The organism is Streptomyces tendae, from assembly GCF_008632955.1.
In the GTDB taxonomy this organism is placed as follows: Bacteria; Actinomycetota; Actinomycetes; order Streptomycetales; family Streptomycetaceae; genus Streptomyces.
Genome location: NZ_CP043959.1, coordinates 3,318,572 through 3,333,802, shown reverse-complemented (window position 1 = coordinate 3,333,802; position 15,231 = coordinate 3,318,572). Strand labels below are relative to the sequence as shown.

Sequence of the window (15,231 nt, the reverse complement as noted above, 5' to 3'; positions counted from 1 at the left end):
AGACGGAGGCACCGCATGACCCATCACCTTCCCGCGGGCAAGGCCGTCGCCGGCCCCTACGCCGTCGACGTGAGCCCGGAGGGCGCCGGCTGGGGGTACTCCGGTCTCCGGGTGCTCCAGCTGCCGCCGGGCGGCTCGCACACCTTCGGCACCGGGGACAGCGAGTGGATCGTGCTGCCGCTGAGCGGCGCGTGCACGGTCACCGCGGACGACGACCTCGGGCACGACACCTTCGAACTGGCCGGCCGGGCAAGCGTGTTCGACGGCGTCACCGACTTCGCGTATGTGCCGCGCGACGCCCGGGCCACCGTTTCCTCGGCGGCCGGCGGACGGTTCGCGCTGACCGGCGCGCGCTGCACCCGCCGGCTGCCCGCCCGCTACGGCCCGGCGTCGGACGTGCCGGTGGAACTGCGCGGCACCGGGAACTGTTCGCGCCAGGTCAACAACTTCGCCGCGGCCGGCGTCTTCGAGTGCGACAAGCTGATCGCGGTCGAGGTGCTCACCCCGGGCGGCAACTGGTCGTCCTTCCCGCCGCACAAGCACGACGAGCACCGGCCGGGCGAGGAGTCGGTGCTGGAGGAGATCTACTACTTCGAGTTCGCCGCCCACGACGGCACACCGGGCCTCGGCTACCAGCGGGTCTCCCCGTCCGGACCCGGCCGGGACACGGACGTGCTGGCCGAGGTGCGCGACGGCGACGTCGTCCTCATCCCGGACGGCTGGCACGGCCCGTCGATGGCGGTGCCCGGCCACCACATGTACTACCTGAACGTCATGGCGGGGCCCGAGGCCGAACGCGCCTGGCTGATCTGCGACCACCCCGGCCACGCGTGGATCCGCGAGACCTGGCCGCAGCAGCCCGTCGATCCCCGACTCCCCCTCTACACCGCCCCGGAGAGGTCCGCATGAGCGCCACCACCCGCCGACTGACCACCGCCCAGGCCCTGGTGCGGTTCCTGTCCGCGCAGTACACCGAGCGGGACGGCGTGCGCCGCCGGCTGATCGCGGGCACCTGGGGCATCTTCGGCCACGGCAACGTCGCCGGGCTCGGGCAGGCGCTGGTCGAGTACCGCGACGCCATGCCGTACCACCAGGGCCGCAACGAGCAGTCGATGGTGCACGCGGCCGTCGGGTACGCCCGCCAGCTCAACCGGCTCTCCGCGCAGGCGGTGACGACGTCCATCGGCCCCGGTGCGACCAACATGGTCACCGGCGCCGCGCTCGCCACCATCAACCGGCTGCCGGTGCTGCTGCTGCCCGGCGACTACTTCGCCTCCCGCGCCGCCGACCCGCTGCTCCAGCAGCTGGAGCACCCCGTCGAGGCCGACGTGTCCGTCAACGACACGCTCCGCCCGGTCTCCCGGTACTTCGACCGGATCACCCGCCCCGAGGCGCTGATCGCGTCCGCGCTGAACGCGATGCGGGTGCTCGCCGACCCGGCCGAGACCGGCGCGGTCACCCTCGCGCTCCCGCAGGACGTGCAGGCGGAGGCGTACGACTGGCCGGAGGAGTTCTTCGCCGAACGGGTCTGGACGGTACGCAGGACCGCCCCCGACCCGGTGGAGCTGGACGCGGCCGTGGCGGCGGTGCGGGCGGCGCGCCGGCCGCTGATCGTCGCGGGCGGCGGCGTCCACCACAGCGAGGCCGAGGACGCGCTGCGGGCGCTGGTCGACGCCACCGGCATCCCGGTCGCCTCCACCCAGGCGGGTAAGGGCGCGCTGCGCCACGACCACCCCGCCGACCTGGGCGGCATCGGCCACACCGGCACCGCGGTGAGCGACGCGCTGGCCCGCGACGCCGACGTGGTGATCGGCGTCGGCACCCGCTACACCGACTTCACCACCGCCTCCGGCACCCTGTTCCGGAACCCGGACGTCACCTTCGTGAACCTCAACATCACCGGCTTCGACGCCCACAAGCTCGCCGCCCGCACCCTCGTGTGCGACGCGCGCACAGGTCTGGAGCGGCTCACGGAGGCGCTCGCCGGGTACCGCGTGGACGAGGCGTACGAAGCCGGGTACCGGGCCGGCAAGGCGCGCTGGGACCAGGTCGTCGAGGCGGCCCTGCGCGCCGACGACGACACCGCCGTGCCGACCCAGACGCAGGTGGTGGGCGCGCTGGACGCGGTGGTCGGCGACGACGACGTGGTGATCAACGCGGCCGGCTCGCTCCCCGGCGACCTGCACAAGCTGTGGCGCGCCCGCAGCCCGCGCCAGTACCACCTGGAGTACGGCTACTCCTGCATGGGCTACGAGATCCCGGCCGCGCTGGGCGTCCAGCAGGCCGCGCCCGGCACGCCCGTCTGGGCGCTGGTCGGCGACGGCACCTATCTGATGATGCCCACGGAGATCGTCACGGCCGTCCAGGAGGGCCTGCCCGTCAACGTCGTGCTGGTGCAGAACCACGGCTACGCCTCCATCGGCGGTCTGTCGGAGGAGACCGGCGGCGAGCGCTACGGCACCGCCTACCGCTACCGCGCCCCCGACGGTTCCTTCACCGGCGCCCCGCTGCCGGTGGACCTCGCGGCGAACGCGGCCAGCCTCGGCATGGACGTCCTGCGCGCGAAGACGGTGCGGGAGCTGCGCACCGCCCTGGCGGAGGCCCGCGCCTCGAACCGTCCGACGTGCGTCTACGTCGAGACCGACCCCGCGCCGACCGCTCCCCCGGCCGAGGCCTGGTGGGACGTTCCGGTGGCCGAGGTCGCCACCCGCGAGCCCGCGCGGAAGGCCCGCGAACGCTACGACGCCCAGGTCGCCGGGCGCCGCCGCCACCTGTGAACCCGTCCCCCGCGCCCCGGCCGGGAACCCCGACAGGAAGGCACGTCCATGGCGAAGACCGGTGACCCCGCGCGCGCGGCGGCCGGAACCGCGCTGCGCTCCCTGGACTTCGCCCTGGACCGGGGCAGTCCGGTGCCGCTGTACTACCAGCTCGCCCAGCAGCTGGAGACGGCGATCTCGCAAGGGGTGCTCGCCCCGGGCGATCTGCTGGGCAACGAGGTGGACCTCTCGGTGCGCCTCGGCCTGTCCCGGCCGACCGTCCGCCAGGCCATCCAGTCCCTGGTCGACAAGGGGCTGCTGGTCCGGCGGCGCGGGGTGGGCACCCAGGTGGTGCACAGCCAGGTGCGCCGCCCGCTGGAGCTGACCAGCCTCTACGACGACCTGGAGGCGGCCGGGCAGGCCCCGACCACGGAGGTGGTCCGCAACGAGACCGTCCCGGCGCCGCCCGGGGTGGCCGCCGCGCTGGGGCTGGCGGAGGGCGGCGAGGTGGTGCTGCTGGAGCGGCTGCGCCGCACGCACGGCCTGCCGGTCGCCCTGCTGAGCAACTACCTGCCGGCGGGCCTGCTCGACCTGGACAGCGCTCGTCTGGAGGCGGGCGGCCTGTACCGGATGATGCGGGCGGCCGGCATCACCCTGCACAGCGCCCGCCAGACGGTCGGGGCCCGCTCGGCGTCGGCGGAGGAGGCCTCCCGCCTGGACGAGAAGGAGGGGGCCGCCCTGCTCACCATGCAGCGCACGGCGTACGACGACACGGGCCGGGCGGTGGAGTACGGCAGCCACATCTACCGCGCCTCGCGCTACTCCTTCGACTTCCAGCTGCTGGTCAGACCGTGAACCGGTGAACCGTCGGGCGGCCTCCGATCGTCCTGATCACCGGAACAGGTCGTCCGGACGCACGAAGGAGCTGCCGCGTGGACATGGTGAGGCCCCTCCCGGCGCGAGGACGGGTGCCGGCGGCCCTGGCCGTGCTGACGGCGGGGCTGTTGGCGTTCCACGGGGCGGTGCCGAACACGCCGGGCCGGGTGGGGAGCGTGCTGGAGTCGTTCCTGCCGTGGCTCGGTGTGGCGGTCGTCCCCCTGTTCCTGTACGGACTGCTGCGCCGTGCGCCCGCCACGCTGGTGGCGCTGCTGCTGCCCGTGGCGGTGTGGACGCACCTCTTCGGCGATCTGCTCCTGCCCCCGGACACGGCGGGCCCGCGCGAGCTGGTCGTCGTGCAGCACAACGTCGCCGACGACAACCCCGACCCGGCGGGCACGGCCCGCGCCCTCGCCGGAACCGGGGCCGACCTGATCGCGCTGGAGGAGCTGGTGCCCGACGCCCTGCCGGTGTACGAGCGGGCGCTCGCCGCGCGCTACCCGCACCACGTGGTGCGGGGCACCGTCGGGCTGTGGTCGAGGCGCCCCTTGAGCGGGGCGCGGACGGTGGACATCAAGCCGGCGGACCTCACCGGGCCGTGGAGCCGGGGACTGCGCGCCGTGGCCGCCACACCGCACGGCGAGGTCGCGGTGTACGTGGCGCATCTGCCCTCGGTGCGGATCGGGCCGCGGGGTCTGGCGTCCGCCCGGCGTGACGAGAGCGCCGGGCTGCTGGGGCGGGCGGTGGCGGCCGAGCCGTTGGACCGGGTGGTCCTGCTGGGCGATCTCAACGGCACCGCCGACGACCGGGGGCTCGATCCGCTGACGTCACGGCTGGGGTGGCGCGGCGCGGGTTCGCGCCGAGTTTCCCGCCGGGTTGCCGGTGGTCCGGATCGACCAGGTGATGGCCCGCTCGGCGACCGTCGCCCATGTCCGCGCCCTGCCCGCCACCGGGAGCGACCACCTCCCGGTGGCCGCCCGGGTCGCCCTCCACTGAGGCCACGCAAACGAGAAGGCCGTATCGGAAGGCTCCGATACGGCCCGACGACCTGCTGTGTCGCAAGTCGGGACGACAGGATTTGAACCTGCGACCCCTTGACCCCCAGTCAAGTGCGCTACCAAGCTGCGCCACGTCCCGGTGCGCGTCGCGCGGGTGAACCGCGTGATCGCGCGAGAAGCACTTTACAGCACACTCCGCGCCGGACCGAAGCCGGGCGGTGAGCGGGGCGGTGAGCAGTGCGGGCCGCCGGGCACAATCGGCCGTATGGGCACCACGGACAGCACATCCACGGACCGGGCGGGCGCCGCGGGGCGCGACCGCGACAGTGAGGGGCGGGCGCGCAACGCCCGGCCGCGCGACGGACTGGGGCGGCCCCTGCCGTACGGCGAGGAGGGCGTGCCCCGGCAGCCGGAGGGAGTGGTACGGCGGCCGGAGGAGAGTGTCGCCGAGGCGCAGCGGCTGCTGGACGAGGGCAAACCGTTCCACGCGCACGAGGTGTTCGAGGACGCCTGGAAGTCGGGGCCCGGGGAGGAGCGGGAGCTGTGGCGGGGGCTGGCGCAGATGGCCGTGGGGCTCACCCATGCCGCCCGCGGGAACGTGACCGGTGGGGCGCGGCTGCTGCGGCGCGGGGCGGGCGCCGCCGAGGCGTGGGCGGAAGCGGGGGCGGGGTCCCGGCCGCACGGCATCGACCTGCCCGCTGTGATCGCGTGGGCGCGGGAGGTGGCCGCGGAGGTCGAGCGGGGTGAGGGTGCCCCGGTCGACCCGGCCGCCCGTGCGCCACGGCTGCGGGGCTCCGCCTGACCTGCCGGGCGACGGCACCTGACCGTGCGTGGGGCCGGCCTCCGGGTGCGATGTGATCGCGCCCGGGGGCGTGCGGCAGACTCGGTGCGTGCGGACTATTCATGTGATCGGTATCGGCGCGGGCGACCCCGACCAGCTCACCCTCCAGGCGGTCAAGGCCATGCGGGGCACGGACGTGTTCTTCATCCCCGACAAGGGCGAGGCGAAGGCGGACCTGACCGGGCTGCGCCGGGACATGCTGGACAGGCACCTGGCGACCGGGCGTACCGGGTCGTCGAGGCGCGTGACCCGGAGCGGGACCGCTCCGCGGGCGGCGCGGCCTACTCCCCGCCGTCGGGGACTGGCGCAGCGCCCGCGCGGACATCTACGAGCGGCTGATCGCCGACGAGCTGGGCGAGGACGGGACCGGCGCGTTCCTGGTGTGGGGCGACCCGGCGCTGTACGACAGCACCCTCGCCGTCCTCGAGGAGGTGCGGGAGCGGGGCACGGTCGCCTTCGACCACGACGTCGTGCCGGGCATCAGCAGTGTCTCGGCGCTCGTCGCCCGGCACCGCACCGGTCTCAACCGGGTGGGGCGCCCGGTGCAGATCACCACGGGCCGGCGGCTCGCGGAGGAGGGCCTCCCGGACGGCGTGGACGACGTCGTGGTGATGCTGGACGCCCACCAGCGCTTCCGCGCCTTCGCCGGCCAGGACGTGGACATCTACTGGGGCGCCTACATCGGCACCCCGGACGAGATCCTCGTCTCCGGCCCGCTCGCCGAGGCCGCCCCGCGCATCGAGCGGCTGCGCGCGGAGGCCCGGGAGCGCAAGGGCTGGATCATGGACACGTACCTGCTGCGCCGCTCCCCCGGCGACCGTTAGGCCGTCCACCGGGCCCCGTGAGGACGTCGTCCAGCTGACGCAGTGCCGACGGCACGTCGGGGGCCGCGGTGATCCCGTCCGGCAGCGGCGGGCGCCGGACGACGACGACCGGGAGCCCGAGGTCGCGGGCGGCCGTGAGTTTCGCGGAGGTCGCCGCGCCGCCGCTGTCCTTCGTCACCAGCACGTCGACGCGGTGCTCGCGCAGCAGTGCCGTCTCGTCGGCCACGGTGAACGGGCCGCGGGCCAGCAGCACTCGGGTGTGCGGGGGCATCGGCGGTTCGGGGGGCTCGACCGACCGTACGACGAAGTGCGGCTCCTTGAGATCGGCGAACGCGGCGAGGCCGAGGCGGCCGGTGGTCAGGAGGACCCGGCGTCCGAGCCCGGGCAGCAGGGCGGCGGCCGCCTCCAGCGAAGGAACCGGGTGCCAGTGGTCGCCGGGGCCGGGCCGCCAGCCGGGGCGGCGCAGCACCACCAGGGGCACTCCGGCCGAGGCGGTGGCCCGGGCCGCGTTCGCGGTGATCTCCGCGGCGAACGGGTGGGTCGCGTCGACGACGGCGTCCACGTGCCGCTCGCGCAGCCAGGCGGCCAGTCCCTCCGGGCCGCCGAAGCCCCCCACGCGCACCGCGCCGGCGAGTGCGCCCGGCCGGGTCACGCGTCCGGCGAGCGAGGTGGTCACCCTGGTACCGGGGCGGGCGGTCAGCTCGGCGGCGAGCCGGCGCGCCTCGGTGGTGCCGCCGAGGATCAGCACGTGCGGGGACATGCGCCGAGCGTACGAGGACCGGGTACGGCGACGGACAGCGCCCCGTCCGCCGGTGATCGCCTTCGGCCCGCACGGTGTGTGCCCGCACGGCCTACGATGACGCCGGACGATCGAAGGAGTCATGGCCGTGGACTGGAGCAGGCGGGGCTATCACGCCCAGCGGTGGGCCGCTCGGGGGGCGCTGCTCGCGGCCGCGCTCGCGGTGGCGGCGCCCCTGGTCTACGGCGGGCTGCGCGGTCTGCTGCTGCTGGTGTGCGGGGTGGCCGGGCTGGCGCTCAGCGCGGCGGCCCTGTGGTGGACGCTGACCCTGCGTGGGCCGCTGCGGTGGGGGGCCGCGCTGGTCGCCGTGTGCGTCCCGGCCGGCCTGCTGGCGCTGTTCGCGGTGACCTTGTTCTGGGCTCTGCTGGTGTCGTTGGCCCTGTGGGGTCTGGCGGTGTGGAGCGGCAGGTACGCGCTGCGCGGGACCGGGGGCCACACGCCGGTGCGGGAGCGGCGGCTTCCGCCGCCCCGCAAGCCGGTGCTGATCATGAACCCGCGGTCGGGCGGCGGCAAGGTGGGCCGGTTCCGGCTGCGGGAGAAGGCCGAGCGGCTGGGCGCGCGGGTGGTGCTGCTGGAGCCCGGCAAGCAGCACGACGTCACCGAGCTGGCCCGGGCGGCCGTCGCGGACGGCGCCGACCTGCTGGCGCGGCGGGCGGCGACGGCACCCAGGCACTGGTCGCGGCGGTGGCCGCCGAGCACGGCGTCCCGTTCCTGGTGATCAGCGCGGGAACCCGTAACCACTTCGCGCTGGACCTCGGCCTGGACCGGAGCGACCCGGCCGCGTGTCTGGACGCGCTGACGGACGGGGTGGAGATCCGGGTCGATCTCGGGTTCGCGGGTGACCAGCCGTTCGTGAACAACGCGTCGTTCGGCGCGTACGCGGCGATCGTGCAGAGCCCCGCCTACCGCGAGGACAAGCTCGGCACGAGTCTGGAGATGCTGCCCGATCTGCTCACCGGGCAGCAGGGCCCCCGGCTGGTCGCCCGCGCCGGGGGCACCACGCTCACCGCGCCGCAGGCGGTGCTGGTCAGCAACAACCCGTACCGCACCGGCGACCCGTTCGGACTGGGCCGGCGCGAGCGGCTGGACTCCGGGACGCTGGGCGTTCTCGGGGTGCGGGTCGAGGGCGCGATCAGTGCCGCCGCGCTGCTGCTGAACCCGGATCCGGCCGGGCTGACGGTGCTGACCGCGCCGGAGGTGGTCATCGAGGCGGACCGGGAGGAGATCGAGGCGGGTGTCGACGGGGAGGCCATGATGCTGCCCGCGCCGGTGCGCTGCCGTACGGCGCCGGGCGCGTTGCGGGTCCGCGTGCCGCGCAAACGGCCCGGTGTCGCTCCGGCCCCGCCGAAACTGGACTGGCGCCGGCTGAGGAAGCTCGCCGCGACGGTCGGCCGCACGGCGGCACCGAGCCGGCTGCACCGCCCGCACGCCGGGCAACGCGGCTCCTGACCGGCGCCGGACGGCGGGAGTCGCGATCGGCGTCCGGCAGGGCGGCTGATGTTCAGCGCAGCAGCAGCTGCAGCCCGCCCAGGACGGTCGCCGCGATCACCAGTCGCTCGAAGAGCCGCTGGTTGATCCGGGTCACCGCCCACTTGCCGAGCAACGCCCCGGGCACCACGAACAGCACCAGGGCCGCGTCGAGCAGCAGCGAGTCGGCGTCGATGAGACCGAGCCCGGCGCTGAAGGGCAGCTTGGACGTGTTGACGATGAGGAAGAAGAACGCCGACGTGCCCAGGAAGCCCAGCTTCCGGAAGCCGGCGGAGAGCAGGTACATCGACATCACAGGGCCGCCGGCATTGGCGACCATGGTGGTGAAGCCGCCGAGGACTCCGTAGGCGCGGGCCTTGACGCGGCCTGCCTTCGTGGTCACCGCGTCCGGTTCCTCCTCCGCGTCGGCGCGGCGCCGCCGCCACACCGTCACCCCGGACATCAGCAGCAGGATTGCCCCGATCGAGGTCCGTACGATCCCGTCGTCGGCCCACATCAGGAACACGGTGCCGACGACCACGCCCGCCGCCACGGCGGGGAACAGCCGCCACAGGGTCGGCCAGTGCGCGTGCCGCCGGTAGGTCAGCACGGCGAGGACGTCGCCGGCGATCAGGATGGGCAGCAGCACGCCGGTGGAGGCGCGGGCGGGCAGGACGGCGGCGAACACGGCGAGACTCACCGTGTTCGCCCCGCTGACGGCGGTCTTGGAGAACCCGACGAGCAGGGCGGCGAGGGCCAGTGCGGCGAACTGCCAGCCGGTGAGGTCCCAGAGGGTGGTGGTGTCCATGCGGCGACCGATGCTACGTGCGGGCATCGGTCGCCCGTACGGCGCCTCCCCCTGGTGACCGCCCGGGCCGCTGTCGCGGCGACCGTCCGTCAGTGCCGTTCGACCAGCACCGCGCTGCCCTGTCCCACGCCCACGCACATGGTGGCGAGGCCCCGTTCGGAGCCGGTGCGGCGCATCCGGTGCAGGAGGGTGGTGAGGATGCGGGCGCCGGAGCAGCCCAGCGGATGACCCAGCGCGATCGCGCCGCCGCTGACGTTGACGAGCTCCGGGTCGATGCCGAGCTGGTCCACGCAGGCCAGGGCCTGCGCGGCGAACGCCTCGTTGAACTCGGCCTCCTGGATGTCGCCGATGTCCCAGCCGGCGCGGGCGAGCACCTTGCGGGTGGCGGGGACGGGGCCGATGCCCATGACGTCCGGGTGGACCCCCGCGGAGCCGCCCGCGACGTAGCGGCCGAGCGACTCCAGGCCCAGGTCGTTCAGGGCCTCCTCGCTGACCAGGATCAGGCCGGCGGCGCCGTCGTTCATCGGGGAGGCGTTGCCGGCGGTGACCGAGCCGCCCGCCCGGAAGACGGGCTTCAGCCGGCCCAGCTTCTCCAGCGAGGTGTCCTCGCGGACGCACTCGTCGGCGTCGACGACCACCCCGTCCGGACGGGTCACGGGCAGCAGTTCGTCGTCGAAGTGGCCGTTGCCGCGGGCGTCGGCGGCGCGCCGGTGGCTGCGCAGGGCGAACTCGTCCTGGCGCTCGCGGGAGATGCCGTACCGGTCCGCCACCTCCTCGGCGGTCTCGCCCATCGCCAGCAGTCCGTGCAGCTCCTTCATCGCCGGGTTGACCAGGCGCCAGCCGAGGCGGGTGTCGACGGTCTCCATGCGGTGCGGGAGCGCCTCGTCGGGGCGGGGCAGCACGAAGGGGGCGCGGCTCATGGACTCGGAGCCGCCGGCGATCACGATGTCGGCCTCACCGGCCGCGACGGTGCGGGCGGCGGTGGTGACGGCCTCCAGGCCCGAGGCGCACAGGCGGTTGACGGTGGCGCCGGGGACGGACTCGGGGAGGCCGGCGAGCAGGGCGGCCATGCGGGCGACGTTGCGGTTGTCCTCGCCGGCCTGGTTGGCGGCGCCCCAGTAGACGTCGTCGACGCGGGCCGGGTCCAGCGCGGGCACGTCGGCGACCAGGCCGCGGATCACGGCGGCGGCGAGGTCGTCGGGCCGTACGCCGGAGAGGGCTCCGCGCAGTTTGCCGATGGGGGTGCGGCGGGCGGCCGCGAAGTGGACGGGACGCACGAGGACTCCTGATCCGGATGCCGACGGCTGGGCTGCGATCGGCGGCTCTCTTAATTAGCACCGCTAGTTTCGGACTATAGACCGCCGGACCCGGCACGGGGAAGATCCTGGGAGGTCACGGCGGGTCCTCCCACAGGTCACAGGGGGTCCTCCCGTCCCGCCGGCCGGGTTTGTCCTCAGGGGCTGGGGGCACCCGCGCGTTCACGGAGTGGTCACGGAGCGCGGCCCGCGCGGGCGACACCCGGCGCGAGGCCCCCGCTCCCTGTCCACGAGCGCATCAAAGAAGGAGGAACACCACTCCATGACCGTCGTGAGGAGCACACTTCCGGACGAGGCCCGCCGCGTTTCCAGCGAGGCCCTCCAGGAGACCCTGGTGGACCTGCTCGGGCTGTCGCTGATCGGCAAGCAGGCGCACTGGAACGTCGTGGGACCGCGGTTCCGCTCGGTCCATCTCCAGCTGGACGAGGTGGTCTCGGCCGCGCGCACGCACGCGGACACCGTGGCGGAGCGCGCCGCGGCGCTCGGCGTGCCGCCGGACGGCCGCCCGGAGACGATCGCCAAGGTCTTCTCCCTGCCCGCCCCCGCCGAGGGCTGGCTGCGCGACTCGGAGGCCGTCGCGGTGATGACGGACGCCCTGGGCGCGGCGGTCACCCGGCTGCGCGAGCGCATCGACGCCACCGAGAAGGCCGACCTGGTCACCCAGGACCTGCTGATCTCGATCACCGCCGATCTGGAGAAGCAGCGCTGGATGTTCGAGGCGGAGAACTTCCCCGGGGAGTCCTGAGCGTCTTTCCCGGCGGACGACGTACGTGAGCGAAGGGGCACATGATGAGCGACGCCCTCGAGATGGACGCGCTGTGGGAGGACTTCCACCGCGCGGTGAACATGACGTCGGCCGAGCTGTCCGCCTGGCTGCGGGTCAGCGACGCCGACGAGACGACGGAGCCGCTGCCGGACCGGGCGGGCAGCGACACGGGACAGCACGTGCTGTCCATCCTGCAGAAGCGCCGCACCGACCTCACCGAGGACGACCTGCGCGTGATGGAGGAGGTCGTGGACACCGTGTCCGAGGAGACGGACCCGGAGAGCGAGCCGGTGGCCGAGGACACGGCCCGCCGCCACCGTCTGATGACCCTGGGCCACGACCCGCTCAAGGGGTAGCCGTGGCCGGCCGCGACGACGAACGGGCCGTGCTGCGCGTCCTCGTCGACGCGCACGGCGAGACGTACGCGCACGAGGCGGGCATCACCCTGCGGAACACGCCCCAGCCGCTCTACCGGCTGCTGGTGCTCGCCCATCTGCTCAGCGCCCGCATCAAGGGGTCGATCGCCGTGGCCACCGCCCGTGCCCTGCACGAGGCGGGGCTGCGCGATCCCCGGCGGATGGCGGACGCGACCTGGCAGAAGCGCGTGGACGCGCTCGGCCGCGGCGGCTACCGGCGCTACGACGAGCGCACCGCCAGCCAACTCGGCGAGGCGGCCGGGCTGTTGCTGGACCGCTGGGGCGGTGACCTGCGCCGGCTGCGCGCGGAGGCGGACGGCGACGTCCGCGAACTGCGGCGTCTGCTGCAGGAGTTCCCCGGCGTCGGTCCGGCCGGCGCGGACATCTTCCTGCGGGAGGTCCAGGACGTGTGGCCCGAGGCCTCCCCGCAGGTCGACGCCAAGGCGCTGCAGGGCGCGCGGCGGCTGGGTCTGCCGCAGGACCCGGACCGGCTGCTCGGCCTCGCCGGACGGACCGAACCGGCCGTGCTGTCCTCGGCGCTGGTGCGCGCGGCGCTCGACCAGAGCGTCGCCGAGGACACGCTGCGCAGAGCCGGGTCACGCTGATGTCCGCCCAGTTCCCTTTCGGGTCGCCCCGGTTCACGGGGCGACCCGTTCCGTTCCCGGGACAACGTGATCACCGCGATGCACAATGGCCGGGGGGCCGGTACGGCCGTACGCGGGCGAGGGAGAGGGAGAGACCGTGAGTGAGAGCCACACCCCGACGAGCGTCTCGGCGAGGCTGAACACCGGTGTGGCGCACAACGCCCGCGTGTGGAACCACTGGATCGGCGGCAAGGACAACTACGAGGTCGACCAGCGGGTCGGTGACCACGTCGCGTCGATCAACCCGGTGATCCGGGACATCGCCCGCGCGGACCGGGACTTCCTGGGCCGCGCGGTGACGTATCTGACGCGGGAGCGCGGTGTGCGTCAGTTCCTCGACATCGGCACCGGACTGCCGACGGCGGACAACACCCATGAGATCGCGCAGCGGATCGCTCCGGACGCGCGGATCGTCTACGTCGACAACGACCCGATCGTCCTGGTCCACGCCCGCACCCTGCTCACCGGCACCGCCGAGGGCGCCACCGACTACATCGACGCCGATGTGCACGACCCGGACGCCATCGTGGCGCGGGCGTCCGCGACGCTCGACTTCTCCCAGCCGGTCGCCGTGATGCTGCTGGGCATCCTCAACTTCGTGCTGGACACCGACAAGGCCCGGGAGATCGTGCGCCGGATCATGGCGGCGATGCCCTCCGGCAGCTTCCTCGTACTCACCCACCCCACCTACGACGCCCAGGTGGGCGGTGAACTCCAGGTCCCCGCGATGGAGTTCTGGAACGCCAACGCCACTCCCCCGATCACCGCCCGCGGCGCGGCCGACATCTCCGCGTTCTTCGAGGGTCTGGACCTCGTCGAACCCGGTCTGGTCTCCTGCTCGCAGTGGCGCGCGGAGCCCGATACCACCCTCGTGGTACCCCAGTACGGCGCGGTGGCCGTGAAGCCCTGACCCTCGAAAGTATGATCAAGCAATGTCTGACATGACCGAGACCACGCCGGGCTGGCTGTCCTCCGACGACCTGGAGATGGCACGCGCCCAGATGCCGATCCTGTACGTCGAGGCCGTCCCCGTGCGCGTGGACGACAGCGGTGAAGTCACCAGCATCGGTCTGCTGCTGCGCATCGGACCCGACGGGACGGTCAGCCGGTCCCTGGTCTCCGGCCGGGTGCTGCACCACGAGCGCGTCCGGGACGCCCTGCTGCGTCATCTGGAGAAGGACCTCGGCCCGGTCGCCCTGCCCCGCGTCCCGGCGTCGCTGCAGCCGTTCACGGTCGCGGAGTACTTCCCCACCCACGGCATCACCCCGTTCCACGACCCGCGGCAGCACGCGGTGTCGCTGGCGTACATCGTGCCGGTGACCGGTGACTGCCGGCCCCGGCAGGACGCCCTGGACCTGGTGTGGTTCACCCCGCAGGAAGCCGTGTCGCGGGCCGTGCAGAGCGAGATGCCCGGCGGGCACGGGGTGCTGCTCAAGCAGGCGCTGGCGCACGCGGGCTGCGTGATCTGACCCGCCCGTCCGGGCCGCTCCCCGCGGGGGGCGGCGGCCCGGACGACGCACGCGCTGTCAGCTCTCCGGGTGGGTCAGGTTGGCGCCGTTCGACGGGTCGAAGACGTGCGCCTTGCCCAGGTCGACCCGCAGGTCGACGGGCGCGCCCTCGCGGGCGCGGGTGGCCGCGTCCAGCCGGGCCACGATCTGCTGGGCCGCCCCGGCGCCGGTGTCCTTCAGGCCCGAGTCCGAGGCCAGCTCCTCCAGTTCGGCCGTGCTCACCGGGCCGCCCTCGGCACTGAAGTAGACGTACGCGTCGGAGCCCAGCGACTCCAGCACGTCCACGGTGACGGTGACGACGGGGCCGCCGGTGTCACGGGCCAGGCTCGCGTCCTCGAACGCCTCGGGCCGCAGCCCGACGATCACCTCGCGGGGCGCGTCCCGGCGTTCCAGTTCCCGGCGCATGCGGTCGTCCAGCGGCAGGTCGCCGAGCGGGGTGTGCAGGGTGTCCGTGGTCAGGGAGGCCTGGACGAAGTTCATCGACGGGGAGCCGATGAAGCCCGCGACGAACAGGTTGCGCGGCATGTCGTACAGCTCGGCGGGGGTGCCGACCTGCTGGACCACGCCCTGGCGCATCACGACGACCCGGTCGCCGAGGGTCATGGCCTCGGTCTGGTCGTGGGTGACGTACACGGTGGTGGTGCCCAGCCGGCGCTGCAGCCGGGAGATCTGGGTGCGCATCTGCACGCGGAGCTTGGCGTCCAGGTTGGACAGGGGTTCGTCCATGAGGAACGCCTTGGGGTCACGGACGATGGCCCGTCCCATGGCGACCCGCTGGCGCTGCCCGCCGGAGAGGTTGGCCGGCTTGCGGTCCAGGAACTCGACGAGGTCGAGCACCCGGGCGGCCTCCTCGACCTTGCTGTCGACGGTCGCCTTGTCCACCTTGGCCAGCCGCAGCGGGAAGCCCATGTTCTCCCGCACGCTCATGTGCGGGTACAGGGCGTAGCTCTGGAAGACCATGGCCACGTCCCGTTCCTTCGGCGCGAGGTCGTTGACGACCCGTCCGCCGATGCGCAGGGTGCCCTCGGTGATGTCCTCCAGGCCCGCGATCATGTTCAGGGTGGTCGACTTGCCGCAGCCGGAGGGGCCGACCAGGATCACGAACTCGCCGTCGGCGATGTCGAGGTCCACGTCCCGCACGGCGAGGGATCCGTCGGGATAGCGCTTGGTGACTCCCTCGAGGACGATCTCGGCCATGGGTGCTGCCTCCTT

The 15,231-nt window shown here is 73.8% G+C and carries 14 protein-coding genes, 1 tRNA gene and 2 pseudogenes; 12 read left to right on the top strand and 5 right to left on the bottom strand.

The genetic code is table 11. The annotated features are described in order from the left end of the window. The first annotated feature begins 15 nt into the window (after positions 1 to 15). From iolB to F3L20_RS15315, 4 genes are all read left to right on the top strand, one after another. The gene (gene iolB / locus F3L20_RS15330; protein WP_150154862.1) at positions 16 to 909 is read left to right on the top strand and encodes a 5-deoxy-glucuronate isomerase; all 894 of its coding nucleotides are present in this window, start codon (positions 16 to 18) and stop codon (positions 907 to 909) included. Continuing rightward, on the top strand, positions 906 to 2,777 hold the full coding sequence (iolD, locus tag F3L20_RS15325) for a 3D-(3,5/4)-trihydroxycyclohexane-1,2-dione acylhydrolase (decyclizing) (protein ID WP_150154861.1): 1,872 nt from the start codon (positions 906 to 908) through the stop codon (positions 2,775 to 2,777). The genes iolB and iolD overlap by 4 nt, the downstream gene beginning before the upstream one ends. A gap of 48 nt (positions 2,778 to 2,825) precedes the next feature. Further along, complete coding sequence (locus tag F3L20_RS15320) at positions 2,826 to 3,611, top strand: GntR family transcriptional regulator (protein ID WP_150154860.1); 786 nt, start codon at positions 2,826 to 2,828, stop codon at positions 3,609 to 3,611. Positions 3,612 to 3,694: 83 nt separating this feature from the next. After that, the gene (locus F3L20_RS15315; protein WP_240810914.1) at positions 3,695 to 4,714 is read left to right on the top strand and encodes an endonuclease/exonuclease/phosphatase family protein; all 1,020 of its coding nucleotides are present in this window, start codon (positions 3,695 to 3,697) and stop codon (positions 4,712 to 4,714) included. Here the strand turns inward: F3L20_RS15315 and F3L20_RS15310 are convergent. Next, positions 4,696 to 4,769, bottom strand: a tRNA-Pro gene (locus F3L20_RS15310). The two genes, F3L20_RS15315 and F3L20_RS15310, sit on opposite strands and share 19 nt — an antisense overlap. Positions 4,770 to 4,895: 126 nt before the next feature. On the opposite strand from F3L20_RS15310, the gene F3L20_RS15305 reads away from it, so the two are divergent. Both F3L20_RS15305 and cobF read left to right on the top strand, forming a co-directional pair. Continuing rightward, positions 4,896 to 5,432 (top strand): DUF309 domain-containing protein, encoded by a 537-nt coding sequence (locus F3L20_RS15305; protein WP_150154859.1) that lies wholly within the window; start codon positions 4,896 to 4,898, stop codon positions 5,430 to 5,432. Positions 5,433 to 5,520: 88 nt separating this feature from the next. Continuing rightward, positions 5,521 to 6,295: pseudogene (gene cobF / locus F3L20_RS15300) on the top strand (precorrin-6A synthase (deacetylating)). Here the strand turns inward: cobF and F3L20_RS15295 are convergent. After that, positions 6,252 to 7,055 carry a cobalt-precorrin-6A reductase gene (locus F3L20_RS15295; protein ID WP_150154858.1) on the bottom strand — a complete coding sequence of 268 codons (804 nt, stop codon included), beginning with the start codon at positions 7,053 to 7,055 and terminating at the stop codon, positions 6,252 to 6,254. The pseudogene cobF and the gene F3L20_RS15295 sit on opposite strands and share 44 nt — an antisense overlap. Positions 7,056 to 7,176: 121 nt before the next feature. Between F3L20_RS15295 and F3L20_RS15290 the strand changes: the two are divergent. After that, positions 7,177 to 8,543 (top strand): annotated as a pseudogene (locus F3L20_RS15290) (diacylglycerol/lipid kinase family protein). Positions 8,544 to 8,595: 52 nt separating this feature from the next. Here the strand turns inward: F3L20_RS15290 and F3L20_RS15285 are convergent. Both F3L20_RS15285 and F3L20_RS15280 read right to left on the bottom strand, forming a co-directional pair. Further along, a complete protein-coding gene (locus F3L20_RS15285; protein ID WP_150154857.1) occupies positions 8,596 to 9,369 on the bottom strand; it encodes a sulfite exporter TauE/SafE family protein in 774 nt (257 codons plus the stop codon). A gap of 89 nt (positions 9,370 to 9,458) precedes the next feature. Next, complete coding sequence (locus F3L20_RS15280; RefSeq protein WP_150154856.1) at positions 9,459 to 10,646, bottom strand: thiolase family protein; 1,188 nt, start codon at positions 10,644 to 10,646, stop codon at positions 9,459 to 9,461. 301 nt (positions 10,647 to 10,947) lie between these two features. Here F3L20_RS15280 and F3L20_RS15275 point away from each other — a divergent pair, with 301 nt between their 5' ends. From F3L20_RS15275 to F3L20_RS15255, 5 genes are all read left to right on the top strand, one after another. Further along, the gene (locus F3L20_RS15275; protein WP_145824917.1) at positions 10,948 to 11,430 is read left to right on the top strand and encodes a Dps family protein; all 483 of its coding nucleotides are present in this window, start codon (positions 10,948 to 10,950) and stop codon (positions 11,428 to 11,430) included. Between the two features lie 44 nt (positions 11,431 to 11,474). Next, positions 11,475 to 11,807, top strand: coding sequence for a DUF3140 domain-containing protein (locus tag F3L20_RS15270; RefSeq protein WP_150154855.1), 333 nt, complete (start codon positions 11,475 to 11,477; stop codon positions 11,805 to 11,807). A 2-nt stretch (positions 11,808 to 11,809) separates the two neighbouring features. Then, the gene (locus F3L20_RS15265; RefSeq protein ID WP_150154854.1) at positions 11,810 to 12,472 is read left to right on the top strand and encodes an endonuclease; all 663 of its coding nucleotides are present in this window, start codon (positions 11,810 to 11,812) and stop codon (positions 12,470 to 12,472) included. A 136-nt stretch (positions 12,473 to 12,608) separates the two neighbouring features. Beyond that, complete coding sequence (locus F3L20_RS15260; RefSeq protein ID WP_150154853.1) at positions 12,609 to 13,421, top strand: SAM-dependent methyltransferase; 813 nt, start codon at positions 12,609 to 12,611, stop codon at positions 13,419 to 13,421. 31 nt (positions 13,422 to 13,452) lie between these two features. Beyond that, complete coding sequence (locus tag F3L20_RS15255) at positions 13,453 to 13,980, top strand: NUDIX hydrolase family protein (protein ID WP_167534695.1); 528 nt, start codon at positions 13,453 to 13,455, stop codon at positions 13,978 to 13,980. Positions 13,981 to 14,037: 57 nt separating this feature from the next. On the opposite strand, the gene F3L20_RS15250 is transcribed toward F3L20_RS15255, so the two are convergent. Next, positions 14,038 to 15,216, bottom strand: a complete 1,179-nt coding sequence (locus F3L20_RS15250; protein WP_150154851.1) for an ABC transporter ATP-binding protein — start codon at positions 15,214 to 15,216, stop codon at positions 14,038 to 14,040. Positions 15,217 to 15,231 lie beyond the last annotated feature (15 nt).